This is a genomic window from Vibrio sp. SALL6 (assembly GCF_002002385.1).
In the GTDB taxonomy this organism is placed as follows: Bacteria; Pseudomonadota; Gammaproteobacteria; order Enterobacterales; family Vibrionaceae; genus Vibrio; species Vibrio parahaemolyticus.
The window spans coordinates 113695-131969 of the sequence record NZ_MQVK01000005.1 but is presented as its reverse complement, the minus strand read 5'-3'; the positions used below and the strand labels follow the sequence as shown (position 1 = coordinate 131969).

10 protein-coding genes are annotated in these 18275 nt (G+C 43.9%); 7 read left to right on the top strand and 3 right to left on the bottom strand.

Features of this window, described 5'->3' with window-relative positions:
- Positions 1–98: 98 nt before the first annotated feature.
- The 3 genes from mam7 to BIW15_RS01745 are packed head-to-tail and all read right to left on the bottom strand — an operon-like array spanning position 99 to position 5808.
- Positions 99–2747 carry an MCE family putative adhesion factor MAM7 gene (mam7, locus tag BIW15_RS01755; protein ID WP_077280462.1) on the bottom strand — a complete coding sequence of 883 codons (2649 nt, stop codon included), beginning with the start codon at positions 2745–2747 and terminating at the stop codon, positions 99–101.
- Positions 2740–3987, bottom strand: a complete 1248-nt coding sequence (locus BIW15_RS01750; RefSeq protein WP_025518596.1) for a paraquat-inducible protein A — start codon at positions 3985–3987, stop codon at positions 2740–2742. Before BIW15_RS01750 ends, mam7 begins: the two co-directional genes overlap by 8 nt.
- 24 nt (positions 3988–4011) lie before the next feature.
- Positions 4012–5808 (bottom strand): ABC transporter ATP-binding protein, encoded by a 1797-nt coding sequence (locus BIW15_RS01745; protein WP_077280461.1) that lies wholly within the window; start codon positions 5806–5808, stop codon positions 4012–4014.
- 92 nt (positions 5809–5900) lie between these two features.
- On the opposite strand from BIW15_RS01745, the gene BIW15_RS01740 reads away from it, so the two are divergent.
- The 7 genes from BIW15_RS01740 to BIW15_RS01710 all read left to right on the top strand — a co-directional run bounded on the left by BIW15_RS01740 (position 5901) and on the right by BIW15_RS01710 (position 18150).
- On the top strand, positions 5901–6374 hold the full coding sequence (locus BIW15_RS01740; RefSeq protein WP_077280460.1) for a GAF domain-containing protein: 474 nt from the start codon (positions 5901–5903) through the stop codon (positions 6372–6374).
- 97 nt (positions 6375–6471) lie between these two features.
- The gene (gene proQ, locus BIW15_RS01735) at positions 6472–7101 is read left to right on the top strand and encodes an RNA chaperone ProQ (protein ID WP_005458274.1); all 630 of its coding nucleotides are present in this window, start codon (positions 6472–6474) and stop codon (positions 7099–7101) included.
- A gap of 17 nt (positions 7102–7118) precedes the next feature.
- A complete protein-coding gene (gene prc / locus BIW15_RS01730) occupies positions 7119–9125 on the top strand; it encodes a carboxy terminal-processing peptidase (protein WP_015296762.1) in 2007 nt (668 codons plus the stop codon).
- A 194-nt stretch (positions 9126–9319) separates the two neighbouring features.
- Positions 9320–9985, top strand: coding sequence for a hypothetical protein (locus tag BIW15_RS01725; RefSeq protein ID WP_021448557.1), 666 nt, complete (start codon positions 9320–9322; stop codon positions 9983–9985).
- A gap of 231 nt (positions 9986–10216) precedes the next feature.
- The gene (pepN, locus tag BIW15_RS01720; RefSeq protein ID WP_077280459.1) at positions 10217–12823 is read left to right on the top strand and encodes an aminopeptidase N; all 2607 of its coding nucleotides are present in this window, start codon (positions 10217–10219) and stop codon (positions 12821–12823) included.
- 65 nt (positions 12824–12888) lie between these two features.
- Positions 12889–13107: a DUF2835 domain-containing protein gene (locus BIW15_RS01715; RefSeq protein WP_077280458.1), complete on the top strand. Its 219-nt coding sequence runs from the start codon at positions 12889–12891 to the stop codon at positions 13105–13107.
- A 201-nt stretch (positions 13108–13308) separates the two neighbouring features.
- A complete protein-coding gene (locus tag BIW15_RS01710) occupies positions 13309–18150 on the top strand; it encodes an NAD-glutamate dehydrogenase (protein ID WP_077280457.1) in 4842 nt (1613 codons plus the stop codon).
- Positions 18151–18275 lie beyond the last annotated feature (125 nt).

Genomic DNA, 18275 nt, shown 5'->3' with positions numbered 1-18275 from the left:
TAATATACGAAAGCGACGCAGAAACGAATAGTGACGAGGTTAACGACCATAAAAAAGAGCAGCGATTGCTGCTCTTTACATCGAATCAATATCCCGCCTTAGGGCTTAGGAATTGGCGTTCTCCATTGAACCCAACTTTCATCGGCTCGTGGGTAAAGATAGAAAGAGTGACCACGTTTTGCAGCTGGTGGAATTTGTGATTGCTCTGGTGTTGAAAACGCAATGCCTCCACGCACGAGGCTATCAATCGTACCTGCTTTGATGTTCGCACCAGTAATACCGATAGACACATCCACACCAGACACATTCCAGAACACGCTGTTTTGACGCACTAAATACGCGTATTCGGGCTTGATTTTGATGGTGGAAACCACGCGATCAGCGAACTCGCCCAAGCGAACATCGGTAACTTGACCAACTTCCATTTGACGGTAGAGAACAGGAGTGCCGACTTGAACCGAACCGCGTTGCTCACTTTGCAGGGTAAACATGACGCCTTCTACACGGTCAAACCCTTTTTCTAATTGGAAATCGAACTTCGCCTTACCATTACCCGGTTCAACGCTGATAGATTTTGAAACCAGCGCACCTAAGTTCTTCACGCCGCCAAGGCCAATTTCAGGTTCAGTTAGCCAAAAATGCGTGCCTTCTACCGCGATATTTTCCACGTATTCCGGCAAAATTCGGGCGGTGACTTCAACCAGATTGCGACGGAAATTCGGTACGACAAGCGTCACTTCACCTACCTTCACGCCTTGGTATTCAATCGGCATACCTTTAAGTACTTCTTGCGTGCCGTCTGTTTCTAGCGAAATGACTCGACCAAATTTGCGCGCTTTTTGCTGATCAGCGTAAAGTTTCCAACGTTCTCCAACTTTGTTTTCCACGCCAGGCACGGAATCAAAGGCAATTCCACCTTCAATTAGAGATTTTAGTGGATGTGCTTTAACGCTAACGCCAGAAAGTGAGGCATCAATTTCGATACCTGAACGATTCCAAAAAACGGTTTGTGGGGTGACCAGATAAGCAAAGCGATTTTCAATGGTCGCTTTAATCAATACGCCACCATCGACGAGATGAAAGTCCGAGACGTTACCTACAGGCAGATTTCGATAGAGTAGAGGGCTGCCTTTCGAAATTGGTGGTAGCTCTGAAGCAAACAGCATTAATGTTTTCGAGCCAGTTTTGTTGTACTGCGCGAGTTCTGCTAACGATTCATTTTGGAACAGTTGGTATTCTTTCTGAATCGACTCAGAACCTTCACTGACGAAACTGATAGAACCGGTCAATAGTTGTTTTGCTGGCGGAACAGTGACGCTCAACCCAGATTCAGTAAGCTCTGCAGAAGCGCTGCCAGTCACGTAAAAACGGTTATTTGACTTAATAAGATGCTTGTATTCGTGATCAATCAGCACATCCATAAAGACTTCGTGCTTCGCTTGTTTTTTCTCATCAACCAAACCTACGTTGATGATAGAACCGACCACAATGCCTTTATAGAGCACGTTCGCACCGCTATCTAAACCAAATGAATTGTCAGAAATTAGGCGAATCGCGATAGACTTTTCTTGCTGTTGATTAAATACGTTTTTGCGAATTGCAGTGAAGCGGCGAGAGCGTTCGCCGTCGCCAGGAACGATAGTGAGGAAGTTTCCTCGAACTAAGTTTGCGATGTTTTCGACACCAGAAAACGACACTTTCGCTTCTTCCAAAACAAAGCGAGTGCCAGTGGTAAGCATGTCACTGAAAGCAGGTTGAATTGCTGCTGACGCCAAAATGACTTCTCGTCCTTCAGAAAGGCTTAAGTCGGTGACCTGACCAATTTCAATGCCACGGTACATGATTGGTGCGCCTTCGCTGCTGACTTTATTGTCGTCAGGTAGAGCAATTTTGATCGCAATGCCTCGACCTGCTGTTTTTAAGTCTTTGTATAAGCGGAACTCGGTATTTTCTTCCACTGGTTCGCCATCGTCCGGAGAGTCAACGGCGATAGCGCCACCAAGTAGGGCACTCATGCTTTCTAAGCGTACGTCAACGCCTTCAAAACCTATACTTGCGCCAATGCCGCTGACGTTCCAAAAGCGGCTGCGGTCATTGATGATGTGTCGATATTGCTCTTGAATATTAGCTTGAATAGTAATGGATTTTGCATCTTCATCCAGTTGGTAGCTGTAGACCGCACCGATAGGAATTTTCTTATAGACAATCTGAGAGCCAATCGACACGCCGCCTAAGTCTCTGCTTTTAAGCTTGATGTTCAAACCCTGTGAAACACGTAGGTCCGTTGGCGCCGAATCGAGAGCGTGGAATGTGGTCTCAAATTCTTGACCGTCCCCCGGTTGGATAGAGATGTAGTTACCAGAAACAAGCGCATCCAAGCCCGACACACCAGTTAAACTCGCGGTTGGTTTAACAAGCCAAAAACGCGTTTTATCGTTTAGTAACTTCGTTGCTTCAGGGTAGATGTCTGCATCCACGTAAATGCTGCCGAGATCTTCGGACAAATTAATGTCACGGACCATACCGACTTCCAAACCTTGGTAACGGATAGTTGTACGTCCCGCCACCAAACCAGCAGCGTCGGAGAAGTAAATCTGTACTCGTTGCCCCGCATCATGGATGGACTTCACCACAAGCCAGCCGGCGAGCACCATCGTCAAAATTGGCAGTAGCCAAAGTGGAGATATGCCTTTGCTCCTCTTAAAATCAGGCACATACGATGTTTGAGAATTGTTCTGATCACTCATTAATTGACTCTTTTTCTGATTGTTTTGGGGCTTCATCCCAGATTAGCCTTGGGTCAATACTCTCTGCGGCTAACATTGTCAGCACAACGACTAAACCAAACGCGACCGCGCCGTAACCTGGTGTAAAGTCGAGTATTTGACCGCGATCGACTAAGGTCATCATGATAGAAATAACAAACAAGTCCATGACAGACCATTTACCGATCCACTTTACTGCAAAGTAAACCATCATTCGTTGTCTTCGAAACACCGAACGCTTGAATTTGATGCACAGCATAATATAGGCAAGGCCGAGGATCTTAACGACTGGCACAACGATACTGGCAACAAAAATAATAATGGCGATACCATACATTCCGCTTCTGACCAAAGACGCAACACCAGAGAAAATCGTATCTTCAAGGCGTTGACCGTTGGTTATCAAAATCGAAATAGGAATAAGGTTAGCAGGAAAAATCGCGATAGTAGCCGCGACTAGGTAAGCCCACGTTTTTTGAATCGAGTTTGGCTTACGATGATAGAGCTCATGATGACAACGTCGGCAACGCTCACCTTCAGGTTGAGAGAGATGACACTCGTGACAATGCACATCTTTGTGTTCGAAAGAGTACGTGTTTTCCGGTTTCCAAGCTTCCCAATAACGACGAACACTGATGCGTGATACCAGAAGAACAGTAAATATTTGCAGCAAGACCAAGCCAATCAAGCCCGGGCCAACAAAAATATCTGAATAGTCTTGAAGCTTAAAACAAGAGATCGCAATGCTGACCAAAAATACATCCAACATTACCCAGTGTTTCAAATGTTGAATCAGCCACAGTGAGACGCGCAGCCCCTTAAACCATCTTTGATGCAATGAGATATGTGCAGTCACGACCGAGACACATACGGTCAATGGGGCAAGTGAGCTACAAAATAGAATTAACAATGAAAGAAGAACAAAGCCTTCTTCCATCAAGGTTATCATCCCAGAGGGTAAGGTTGCCGGAATCATCACACCAAAAAGCCTGATGCTAATGAAGTTAAAGAAGTGCGACGGAATAAATAGCAGGATACAGGTTATCGCAACCGCTAAATTACCAGAAAGGCTAGGGCTGCCTCCGCGATATAATTGCGTGCCACAGCGTGGGCAATGTGCATTTTTACCGTCAGGTAAATCGACAATATCGACAGGGAGTTCGCAACCTTGGCATAAACGCACACTATTGGGTTGCATGGCATGCTTAGACAGAGAGGTCATAAAGACCTCTCTAATAAGAAGGGTTTAAGCTTGGGACTGAATGCCCCCGTACAAGGTTTGATATAAGCCTTCTTGCTCAACGAGCTCACCATGGGTTCCTGTTTGTGTCACTTTCCCATCTTCAAGCACATAGATCAAATCTGCTTGTTTTACTGCCGATAGACGGTGCGCGACGATTAAGGTTGTTCGACCACGTAGGAATTCTGTTAGCGCTTTATGTAGTGCAGCTTCTGTTGCAGTATCGAGCGCAGACGTGGCTTCATCTAAAATAACAAATTGAGGATTGCTTAACACCATACGTGCAATCGCTAGGCGTTGGCGTTGTCCGCCGGATAAACGAATCCCGTTGCGGCCAATTTGCGTATCCAAACCGTGGTTAAGTTGAGAAATCACATCTTGTAATTGAGCAACTTCGAGCGCTCTCCACAAGGACATTTCATCAAAGTGACCACCGAGCGTCAGATTATGCCTCAAGGTGTCGTTAAATAGTATAGGTTGCTGTAATACCACGGCAATTTTGTCGCGGATCACTTCAAAACCAATATCTTCTGTTAACTCATCATTAAAACGAATGCTACCTGCGTTCTGTCGGTAAACACCAATGAGCAGTTGAATCAGTGTTGATTTACCACCGCCGCTCGCGCCCACTAACGCAACTTTTTTGCCCGCTGGAATATGTAACGACAGGTCATCCAACACTTTGTTCTCATTATTATATGAGAAATCCACATGCTCGATTTTTACATCGACTTCGCGTGTTTCGTTGAAAGGATTCACCTTCGAGACAGGTCTATCTTCTTCTTCCAACTCTAGAAGGTCGTTAATACGTTTCAATGCGGCTTTTGCGCTATACCAAGAGAATTGTATTCCAAGAAGCTCTTGAACAGGGGACAACATAAACCATAGATAACCAAATACAGCGAAAATTTGGCCAATTGTTAGGTCACTAAACATCACCATTAACATGGCAACCGCACGGAATAATTCAAAACCGATTAAGAAGAGCAAGAAAGAAACTCGACCAGCCGCTTCTGATTGCCAGGCGTATTTGTCAGCATCGACGCGGACTTGATTGGCACTCTCTTTTAACTGCTGAAGAAATTCGCGCTCTTTATTGGCAGCGCGCAGCTGGTAAATACCATCCAACGTTTCTACCAGTCGGTTTTGGAAAATTTCGAACGAGTGGTTTTCTTTACGCTTGAGATGCTTGACCATACTGCCAAGTTTGCGAGAGAAATAAATGACAATAGGGTTTACGAGTAGAATAAATAAGCCCAGACGCCAATCTAGCCAAAGCAGAACGATAGCGGTGCCTATTACGGTCAAAAAGCTGATAACAAACTTTGCGAGTGTCGAACCAACAAATTGATCGATGGTTTCTATATCAGTAATAAGGTGGGCGTTAATTCCTCCACTGCCTTTGGTTTCGTACTGACGAATACTGATTCGACCCAATTTGTCGATCATTTTACTGCGTATCTCAAACGTAATGGTTTTCGATACCAGTGTGAATTGACGACTTTGAACAATGTTCAACGCTTGGCTGGCTGCGCGCATGAGCACAACTAAAAAAAGCGTAAAAAAGATATATCCAGTTGGGGTATGCCACGCTTCAGGAAGCACAGCGTTCATGGTAGAAAGACCAGAGGCAGGTTTGTCCAATAGCACTTCATCAACCATTAATGGCATAAGAAGAGGGATTGGAACACTAATCAAGGTCGCCACAATAGCAATCAAGTTCGCTAAAATCAGCTTGGACTTGTGCTTTTTAACTTGTGTTATCAACCAAGAACGGCTAATAGTGTCATTTTTCGGAATCATTGTAATTGAGAATAAGTCCTATTTTAAAGTAGGTCAGCATTTTAGCGCCATACGAAGAGAATGGAAGCTTTAATAATAAGTAGGAAGTTAATATGAACATAGAACAATACCAACGACTCACCAAACAAGCAGTAGCCCTAATTGAATCTGAGCCAGACTTTATCGCTAACTTGGCGAACCTGAGCTCTTTACTATTTATGGAGCTTGAAGGCCTCAACTGGGCAGGCTTCTACCTAATAAAAGGGGATGAGCTTGTATTAGGCCCATTCCAAGGTAAACCAGCTTGCGTTCGTATCCCAATGGGACGAGGCGTTTGTGGTACAGCTGCAAAAACAAATACTACTCAAAGAGTATACGATGTTCACGAATTTGAAGGTCATATTGCATGTGATGCTGCGAGTAATTCTGAAATTGTGATTCCGTTTTCAATCAATGGAAAAGTTGCTGGCGTATTGGATATCGATAGCCCAAGTATCGGTCGATTCAATGAAACAGACGAGGAAGGTCTCACTCATTTTATGTCAGAAGTAGAAAAGCTGCTTAATTCACACGCGAACAACGCATAAATTAGCCCACGAGTGTGGTTTTTCCTTGGCATGTCACTATAATACGAGAATATTTTTCTTAATGCTTCGCGGAAATCCGCTCAAATCAGGAACCCTCATGACTGAAAAGTTAAAAAACAGCAAAGAAGTTATCGCATATATTGCTGAATGTTTCCCTAAGTGCTTTACTTTAGAAGGTGAAGCAAAACCTCTGAAAATTGGTATTTTTCAAGATCTTGCGGAACGTCTAAATGAAGACGAAAAAGTAAGCAAAACTCAGCTTCGTGCAGCGTTAAGACAGTACACTTCATCATGGCGTTACCTACACGGTGTAAAACCAGGTGCGGTACGTGTTGACCTAGATGGCAACCCTTGTGGTGAACTAGAAGAAGAACACGTAGAACACGCTAAAGCGACACTTGCTGAAAGCAAAGCGAAAGTTCAAGCTCGTCGTAAAGAACAAGCACAGAAAGCTCGTGAAGAGGGTAAGGCGAAAGCAAAACCAGCGGCTAATAAAAAGCCTCAACAGCCTCGCCGTACTAACAAACCAAAAGTACAAAAACCAACTAAGCCTGTAGAAACGCGCGCTCTAAATGCTGATGAAATCACAGTAGGCAATGCAGTAAACGTGAACATGGGTAAAGGAAACATGGCAGCGACCATTGTTGAGATCAATAAGGATGATGTACGTGTTCAACTTGCTAACGGCCTACAAATGGTTGTAAAAGCGGAGCACTTGCGCGCATAAGGGAGATACTCCTACGCATGAATTGCCGTTCAAAAGTGACCCTGATTGCTGCTAGCTTATGGCTAGCAGCATCAGCTCAGGCTCTCGAAGCCAAACTACATAAAGATGACTTGCCGGTTCTCGCTCCTGAAGTTCAGCACGAAACAGCCAGCAAACGAGTCACCTCTCGATTTACCCGCTCTCATTATAAGCATTTCAATCTAAACGATGATTTCTCTAAAGCGATCTTTGAACGCTATGTAGAAATGCTTGATTACAATAGAAATATTTTCACTCAAGCGGATATCGATTCCTTCAAAGATTGGTCAATTGAACTTGATGACCAGCTTAAAGCTGGTAACAACAAGATTGCTTTTGATGTTTACAATCTTTCTATGCAAAAACGTTTTGAACGTTTCGCCTACGCGATGACTTTGCTCGACAAAGAGATCAAGTTTGATAACGCAGACGAGATTGAACTAGATCGTTCAGAAGCCGCATGGCCAAAGGATGAAGCTGAGCTTAATGAGTTGTGGCGCAAACGCGTGAAATATGACGCTTTGAATTTAAAACTGACGGGCAAAGAATGGCCTGAAATTAAAGAAGTTTTAGAGAAGCGTTATAACAACGCGATGAAGCGTATCACACAGACCAACAATGAAGACGCGTTCCAGCTTTATATGAACGCCTTCGCAAGACAGGTCGATCCTCATACTAGTTACCTTTCTCCTCGTAACGCCGAGCAATTCCAATCAGAAATGAACCTGTCTCTTGAAGGGATTGGTGCCGTTTTGCAAATGACAGATGACTACACTGTTATTCGTTCATTGGTAGTTGGTGGCCCTGCGTCTAAGAGTAAGCAACTTGGTGAAGGGGACCGTATCATTGGTGTTGGTCAAGACGGTGAAGAAATTGTCGATGTGATTGGCTGGCGTCTGGATGATGTAGTTCAATTAATCAAAGGTCCTAAAGGAACAAAGGTTAATCTACAAATCTTGCCAGAAGGTAATGACGCAAAGAGTTACATTGTCACAATTGTGCGCGACAAAGTTCGTTTAGAAGACCGAGCGGTTAAGTCTGAGATCATTGAGAAAGACGGCAAGAAGATTGGTGTTCTTGAAGTACCAAGTTTCTACGTCGGTCTTTCACAAGACACAGACAAGTTACTTACTGACCTCAAAGCGAAAAACGTTGACGGTATCATCGTTGATTTACGTAACAACGGTGGTGGTGCTCTTACTGAGGCAACAGCACTTACTGGCCTCTTCATTAAAGAAGGCCCAGTCGTACAAGTGCGCGACAGCTATGGCCGCATCAAAGTTAATGCTGATACCGACGGACTGGTAAGTTACGATGGTCCTTTGACGGTATTAATCAACCGCTACAGTGCATCGGCATCTGAAATTTTCGCAGCTGCAATGCAAGACTACAACCGCGCCGTCATTCTTGGCGAAAACTCGTTTGGTAAAGGTACGGTTCAGCAGCATCGTTCATTGAATCATATCTACGATCTTTTCGATAAAGAGCTCGGTTATGTTCAATATACGATTCAAAAGTTCTACCGCATCGATGGCGGCAGTACTCAGAACCGTGGTGTAGCGCCAGACATTGCGTACCCAACACCAATTGATCCGAGTGAAACCGGTGAAAGTGTTGAAGACAATGCTCTGCCTTGGGATAGCATCGATAAGGCGACTTATCAGACATTTCCAGATAACGACAAGTTGATTGCAAACTTGACAGAACTTCACAATAAGCGAATCGCTGATGAGATGGAATTCCGCTTCATTAACGAAGACATTGAGAAGTATCGTAAAGAAAAAGACGACAACATGTTGTCTCTAAACGAGAAAGTCCGCAAAGACGAGTCAGATAAAGCAGAAGCATTACGTTTGAAACGTATTAATGAACGTCAAACGGCTTTGGGTAAGAAAACATTCAAATCTTTGGATGATGTGCCTAAAGACTACGAAGCACCTGATGTTTATTTAGATGAATCTGTTGCGATTATGGTTGATATGCTTAAAGCACCAAAACAGTCATAAGCACTGGCAATTCAGTACAAAAAGGGCGAGTCCTAAGGGTTCGCTCTTTTTTTATGCCTTTTAACCTGCAAAGTTGACGGTACAAAGTCGGTTGTGCGCTTATTTTACTGCAATAATTTACGTGATATAGATCAAATATTTCGCGAAATAGAGCACCAATGCCTAAGCTAAAAGAAAACGATAAGGATGCCGATATGAAATGGTTCTTTATTTTGCTTAGCTTTTGCTGCTTAAGCGTGTTCGCTGGAGAAAACACAAAGGAAGACGATCTTAGTCACTTTGATACGCCGTTTCTGATTGGGGATTGGTATTTAATGAATCCGAGGCCCGACGAATCGGCTGAAAACTTCCGAGCGATCAAACTTTCTTTAGGCTCTGATTACACATTCTCCATTGATATTCAGAAAAAAGATTATTCTGTCGATCATTGGGAAGGTATGTATAACGCCAATGAAGACACAATTGTTCTTGGATTGAATACCGATGAGCCCCAAATTTACGCTTACCGAAACAATCACAATACCTTGGATTTAAACGGTGTCACTTTTACTAAAGGGCTATCGAACGCTCTAGCCGGCATCTGGTCAAGCTCTCATGTCTCTGGCGATGGATTGATGGCAAATAACATTAACCACATGGATCTGATTTTGCAGCCTGACTTCGTGTTCTTGTTCCGTGTCTCAAACGAAGCAGGTGAAGAGTCCGTTAAACAAGGCGTGTTTTACACTGAAGACGAGTATTTAGTTCTTTTGTATGAAAACGGCGAGCAGGGCACAACGTACAAACTTAAAGAAAATGAACTCACCATCCAAGATAGTAGTGGTGATATGTATGCCGTACTCAACCGAGTCACACAATGAGTCATTCATATTGTTGATTCTATAAATGAGTATTCATACGGTAAACTTCTAATGTTGAGTAAATGTTAATCAGAAAGCGGAGCGAACCATCAAAAAGCTCCGTTTTTTTATAGAAAGACTTGTATTCTGATACCACAACCCATACAAATAGCTTATATCGTGATACCAGTTAAAGGGTTTGAGACCTGTAAACTGGTATTTTTGTAGTTCGACATACAAGGATTTATGGACATGTCTCAAGCTCCCCAGGCGAAATATCGTAAAGATTATCAAGCGCCATCCCACACAATTACTGAGATTGATCTTACGTTTGATCTTTACGACAACGACACCATCGTTACTGCACTATCAAAAGTAGTTCAAAAGGGTGAATCACCGACTCTAGAACTGGATGGTGAAGGGTTAGAGCTTCGTTCAGTTAAGGTGGACGGCGAAGATTGGGCGCATCATGAAGTAAAAGAGGCGTCCCTAGTACTGTCTGACTTACCTGCTGAGTTCGAACTTGAAATCATCACTAAAATTGATCCTGAAGCCAACACCGCACTTGAAGGTCTGTACAAATCTGGTGGTGCATTCTGTACACAGTGTGAAGCAGAAGGTTTCCGCCGCATCACGTATTACTTAGATCGCCCAGACGTACTGGCAAAATACACAACCAAAGTCATTGCAGATAAAGCAACATATCCATACGTGCTCAGCAATGGTAACCGTATTGCACAAGGCGAAGCAGAGAACGGTCGTCATTGGGTGCAATGGCAAGATCCACATCCAAAACCAGCTTATCTATTTGCGCTTGTCGCTGGTGACTTTGATGTTCTTCGCGATAAATACACCACAATGTCTGGTCGCAACGTTGACCTAGAAATCTTTGTCGATAAAGGCAACTTAGACCGAGCGGGTCACGCGATGACATCGCTAATCAACTCAATGAAGTGGGACGAAGAGCGCTTTGGTCTAGAATACGACCTCGATATTTACATGATCGTGGCGGTTGATTTCTTCAACATGGGCGCTATGGAGAACAAAGGCCTAAATATCTTTAACTCTAAGTTTGTTCTGGCGAATGACCAAACGGCGACAGACCGAGATTACTTGGGTATTGAAGCTGTGATTGGCCATGAATACTTCCATAACTGGACAGGCAACCGCGTGACTTGCCGTGATTGGTTCCAGCTGAGCCTAAAAGAAGGTTTGACGGTGTTCCGTGATCAAGAGTTTTCTTCTGACTTAGGTTCACGTGCGGTAAATCGAATCGACAATGTGCGCATTATTCGTGGCCCTCAGTTTGCTGAAGATGCAAGCCCAATGTCACACCCAATTCGTCCTGACAAAGTTATTGAAATGAATAACTTTTATACGTTGACCGTTTATGAAAAGGGCAGTGAAGTGATTCGTATGTACCACACTTTGCTTGGCGAGGAAGGCTTCCAAAAAGGTATGAAGCTTTACTTTGAGCGTCACGACGGTACAGCGGCAACATGTGAAGAATTCGTTTCTGCAATGGAAGATGCAACGGGCGTTGACCTTAAGCAATTCCGTCTATGGTATAGCCAATCTGGTACGCCAACACTTCGTGTAAACAGCGAATACAACGCTGAAGCCAAAACTTACGCGCTAACAGTTGAGCAATTTACAGAAGCAACGCAAGACCAAGCAGAAAAACAAGCACTGCACATTCCATTCGATATCGAGCTTTATGATTCGAAAGGTCAGGTTATCCCACTGATCATTAACGGAGAATCAGTTCACAATGTTTTGGACATCAAGCAAGATAAACAAACATTTGTGTTCGAGAATGTCGCAGAGCAACCAGTGCCTTCATTGTTACGCGAGTTCTCTGCGCCAGTTAAATTGGAATACGATTACAGCGACGCTGAACTGATCTTCCTAATGAAGCACGCAACCAACGATTTTGCTCGTTGGGATGCAAGCCAAATGCTATTAGCGAAGTACATTCGACAAAATGTCACCAATGTCCAAACGGGCAGTGAGGTTCAACTTTCAGAAGATCTTATCGATGCATTCCGCGGCGTATTATTGGATGAAAACTTAGAGCCTGCATTTATCGCTCAAGTCTTCTCATTGCCATCTATCAATGAAATCACAGGCTGGTACAAACAGATTGATGTAGATGCAGTTGATACGGTTTTAAATAGCATTACAGTGTCACTTTCTGCCGCATTGGAAGATGAACTAAGTGCCACTTACCACACGCTAAAACAAGCCGAATACACCATCGACCATGCAGCAATCGGCAAACGTGCGTTGCGTAATCAATGTCTTCAGTTCTTAGCTCATACAGACAAAGGTAACACGTTAGTTAAAGCGCAGTATGAAGCTGCCAATAACATGACCGATACCATTGCAGCTATGAGTGCAGCGAATAGTGCTCAACTGGAATGTCGTGAAGAGCTGATGGCTGATTACAGCGATAAGTGGAAACATGACGGTTTAGTTATGGATAAATGGTTTGCACTGCAGGGGACTAACCCAGCAGAAGATGTACTTGAAAAAGTGAAAGCAACCATGAATCACGAAGCGTTCAGCTTGAAGAACCCGAACCGCACGCGCAGCTTAATTGGCTCGTTCTTGGCTGCAAACCCAGTTCGTTTCCACGACAAATCGGGTTCTGGTTACCAATTTGCCGGTGAAATTCTTCGTCAGTTGAACGACTCCAACCCTCAAGTTGCATCTCGCATGATTGATCCTCTGCTGAAGTTCCGTAAATACGATGAAGCTCGCCAAGCGATGATTCGTGCAGAACTTGAAAAACTAAAAGCAATGGATAACCTTGCCAAAGATCTGTTTGAAAAAGTGACTAAAGCACTAGACGAATAGTCGCCAAAATAATAGGGTGGTCGCAATGACCACCCTAATTGTATCTACTGCAACGTTTCTAGTTCATGAAGCACTATTACTTTACGCTGAATATTCCTTATCAAAAATTTCTGTCCCATTACTCGGGAGCCGCAAGTTCCGTTCAAGTCATAACAAACAACGGCTTAAGGCTACAACTTCCTGCAGCCAAATTTAGACCATTTCTTAGCCAATTAGGAGTGAGAGGGCGATTTAGGCTAACAACTGACCAAAATAACAAGTTTCTAAAGTTAGAAACTCTGTGATGCTTTGTATTTGCAGAGAGTTAAATAGGAATCTTAGTCACAGAATCAGACATTTCACCTCCTACCACAGCGAATAGTTGTTAAACATTTGTAATTATGCTTTTACAATGAGTGCATGCATTACCTATGCTTAGTTTCTAGGGTAACAACCCTGTTACTAAGTCCCCCTACAAAACAACAATTCTAATGTGGAGTGTGAATATGACCGCGCGTGAAAATGTAGTGCCGGTTCTGCTTGAAAAGGTTTACCAACTGATTCAAGACAAACTCGAGCTTTCTCACCAAACGCTTGTAACCAAACTTGCTCAACACTTATTTAGTAACATTGCTGATGATGACTTGATTCAGCGAAACGAATCCGACCTCTATGGTGCTGTTGTCAGCCTCTGGCACCACATAAACGAAAAAAAACCAGAAGATATCTCGGTCCGCGTGTTTAACCCGACCGTAAGTCGTCAAGGCTGGCAATCCACACATACAATCGTAGAAGTTGTTGTTCCAGATAGTCCATTCTTAGTGGATTCAATCAAGATGGCGCTAGCGCGCTTAGATCTTGTTTGCCATTTAATGCTCAATAATCCAACTCAGCTAGAGCGTGATAAAAAAGGTCAAGTAACAGAAGTGAACGGTGAGGGTGGTGTTCTTCAATCACTATTCCACATCGAAGTTGACCGCCTAACAAGTAAAGAAGAGATGCAAGCTCTTAAAGAAGAGTTATTGAACATCCTGTCTGATACACGCCTAGTTGTTAATGACTGGCAGCCAATGGTCGACAAACTCAAGATCGTTACAGATGATCTTGAAAAAAACAAAGATCGTGTTTCGATGAAAACCGATCGTTTGGACGAAACCATCGCATTTTTACGTTGGCTTGGTGATCATAACTTTACCTTTATGGGTTACAAAGATTATGACTTAGCGGAAATAAACGGTGATACGGAACTACGACCAGCAAAAGAAAAAGGCCTAGGTCTGTTTGCTGATGAAAAGCGCATTCGCAGCGTTAAGTTGTCTGAATTGTCTGATTCTGCAAGACTAGAAGCGAAAAAACCTTACGCTTTGATCATTACGAAAGGCAATCAAGCGTCTCGTATCCACCGTCCTGCTTACACTGACTACATCGGCATCAAAAAGTTTGATGAAAATGGCAAAGTAATTGGCGAGCACCGCTTCACTGGTTTGTACACATCCGCGGTATACAACCAAGCTGTTCACAGCATTCCTCTAATTCGAGAAAAAGTAGATCGTATCTTAGAAGCAAGTGGTTACCGCCGCGGCTCATACTCCTACAAAGCGCTGCATAATATTCTTGAAAACTACCCACGTGATGAACTGCTACAAGCGAACGAAGAAGATTTGCTTGAAGTCGGCATGGGCGTAGTACAAATGCAAGACCGTGACTTGCTACGTTTGTTCGTACGCAAAGACCCGTTCGGTCGTTTCTTCAGCTGCATGGTGTACGTAACGAAAGACCGTTACAACACAGAACTCCGCCGCCAAACTCAACGCATTCTTAAGCAGTATTTTGGCTGTGAACAAGAAGTTGAATTTACGACGTTCTTCTCTGAAAGCCCATTGGCAAGAACGCATTACATTGTTCGTGTAGACAATAACAACATTGATGTAGACGTGAAAAAAATCGAGCAGAATTTAATGGAAGTTTCTACCTCTTGGGACGACAGATTAAAAGAGTCGATCATTGCTAACTTTGGTGAAAGCAAAGGTCTACCACTATCGAAAGAGTACATGAGCGCGTTCCCTCGTTCATACAAAGAAGACATGATGCCTGGTTCTGCAGTGGCAGACATTGAGCGCCTTGAAGCACTGAGTGACGACAACAAACTTGGCATGCTTTTCTACCGTCCGCAGGAAGTTGCAACGGATTCGAAAGCGGTTCGCTTAAAACTTTACCATCGTGACGAGCCAATCCATCTATCAGACGTAATGCCAATGTTGGAAAACTTGGGTCTACGCGTGATTGGTGAATCTCCTTACGAGATCGAGAAAAACAATGGCCAGACATTCTGGATCCTAGATTTCTCAATGCTGCATAAGAGCGAAAAAACCGTTGATCTTCGCGAAGCTCGTGATCGTTTCCAACAAGCATTTGCAGCGATTTGGGCAGGGGATCTAGAAAGTGATGGTTTCAACCGTTTGGTACTGGGTGCTTCGTTATCTGGTCGTGAAATCTCGATTCTACGTGCTTACGCGCGCTACATGCGTCAAGTTGGTTTCCCATTCAGCCAACAATATATTGAAGATACACTAAGCCATTACCCTGATTTAGCTACTGGCTTGGTTAACCTATTTGCTAAACGTTTCGATCCAAAACATAAAGGCAGCGAAAAAGGCCAAAGTGATCTGATTAAGAAGCTGACTGAACAACTGGATCGTGTAGAAAGCCTAGATGATGATCGTATTATTCGTCGTTACATGGATATGATCATGGCAACGCTGCGTACTAACTACTACCAGTTGGACGAAAACAAGCAGTCGAAGCCTTGGCTATCTTTGAAGATGAAACCAAGCGAAATCCCAGAGATTCCTCAGCCAGTTCCTGCTTTTGAGATTTTCGTCTACGCGCCAGACATTGAGGGTGTTCACCTTCGTGGCGGTAAAGTTGCACGTGGTGGCTTACGTTGGTCAGATCGTCAAGAAGATTTCCGTACAGAAATTCTTGGTCTTGTAAAAGCTCAGCAAGTTAAGAACACCGTTATTGTTCCAGTTGGGGCGAAAGGTGGTTTCGTTTGTAAGCGTCAGCCGTCTCTGACCACTCGTGATGAAATCTTTGCAGAAGGTCAACGCTGCTATAAACAGTTCATTCGCGCGTTGCTTGATGTTTCTGACAACATCATTGAAGGCGAGTTGATTCCACCACAAAACGTAATTCGTCACGATGAAGATGACCCATACCTAGTGGTTGCTGCCGACAAAGGCACGGCGACATTCTCTGACTTGGCGAACTCAGTCTCAGCAGAATACAACTTCTGGCTTGGCGATGCGTTTGCTTCAGGTGGTTCAAACGGTTACGACCACAAAGCAATGGGTATCACTGCAAAAGGTGGTTGGGAATCAGTTAAACGTCATTTCCGTGAAATGGGCATCAACTGTCAAACGACTGACTTTACCGCAATCGGCGTAGGCGATATGGCTGGTGATGTGTTTGGTAACGGTATGCTGCTATCTAAGCACATTCGTTTACAAGCTGCGTTTAACCACATGCACATCTTTATTGATCCGACCCCAGATTCAGCCACCAGCTGGGAAGAGCGTAACCGCTTGTTTAATCTACCAAGATCAAGTTGGGAAGATTACAACGCTGAGTTGATCTCGCAAGGTGGTGGCGTGTTCTCACGTCGTGCAAAATCGATCCAACTAACGCCTGAAATCCAAAAAATGTTGGGCACGAAGAAGGCATCTGTAGCACCAAACGATCTGATTAAAATGATCCTAAAAATGAAAGTGGATCTACTTTGGAACGGTGGTATCGGTACTTACGTTAAAGCTTCGACTGAAACGCATACAGACGTTGGTGACCGAGCAAATGACCTGCTTCGTATTGATGGTCGTGAGCTGCGCGCAAAAGTGGTTGGTGAAGGTGGTAACTTAGGTATGACTCAGCTTGGTCGTATCGAGTACGCACTAAACGGTGGTCGAGTTAACACCGACTTTGTTGACAATGTTGGCGGTGTAGACTGCTCGGATAACGAAGTAAACATTAAGATCTTCTTGAACGGACTGGTTTCAAATGGCGATCTTACCGTTAAACAACGTAACCAAATTCTTGAATCTATGGAAGAAGAAGTCGGCGAAATCGTTCTGGATGACGCATACCGTCAATCTGAGTCCATTTCAGTGACAGAACAACAAGGCGTTGGCATCGTTAAAGAACAGATTCGTTTCATCCACACAATGGAAAAAGCAGGGTACTTGGACCGTGCTCTTGAGTACATTCCTGATGATGAAACGTTGCTGGAACGCGAAAAGCAGGGCCTAGGTCTTACTCGTCCAGAGCTATCGGTGCTTGTCGCTTACGGCAAAATGGTTCTGAAACAGCAGCTCGTGACGGATGACATTGCAAATGATGAATTCCATGCGAAACAACTGGTTGAGTACTTCCCAAGTGAGTTACGCCGTAACTATAAAGATCAAATGGTTAACCATCCGCTACGTGCAGAAATTATCGCGACTGCGCTAGCAAACCAAATGGTTAACGAAATGGGCTGTAATTTCGTCACTCGTCTTCAAGAAGAGACGGGCGCAAGTGTTGTTGATATTGCAAATGCTTACAGTGCAGCTCGTGAAATATTTGATCTTGCTGAAATTCTTAAGCAAACTCGCGCGTTAGACAACGTTGCAACGGCAGATGCACAGTACGAGATCATGTTCTACGTACGTCGCGCACTACGTCGTATTGCTCGTTGGTTACTGCGTAATCGCAGCGGTAAATCTACCGTTGGTGAGTTGATTGCAATCTACAAACAAGATGTGAATGTTATTGCTGAAACTCTTGATAGCATGCTGGTTGAATCTGAAGTGGAAGAGCACAATGAGTTGGCTCAAACATGGATGGAGCGTGGGGTAGAAGAAAAACTTGCCCATCAAGTAGCACGTCTATCGAGCCTTCAATCGGCACTGGATATTTCATCGGTTGCAGGTGAAACAGGCAAAACGGTTGAACAAGCATCGAAGCTATACTTCAACCTTGGCGATCGCTTGTCGTTGCACTGGTTCTTGAAACAAATCAATAGCCAAGCTGTCGACAACAACTGGCAAGCTCTAGCTCGTGCGGCATTCCGTGAAGACCTAGATTGGCAACAACGTCAGTTGACAGCGCAAGTTCTCAACTGTGCGTGTGCAAGCGAAGATCTTGATGTAATGCAAGCGCTTGAAGAGTGGATGGAAGCAAACGAACAATCACTTCATCGTTGGGAAAGCATCCTTAATGAGTTCAAAGTCGGTTCTGTACATGAATTTGCCAAATTCTCGGTAGCTCTTCGTGAACTGGTACTGCTTAATTTGAATTGCTCTTCAAACGAGTAGGTGAGTTAACTTATTAGAAAAAGCCTCGTAAATGCGAGGCTTTTTTGTATCCGCAATCACCAATTCCGTGACATTGTAACTTGATTTTAAAACTTAACTTCTGTTGAAATCGATTGCTTTTCCAT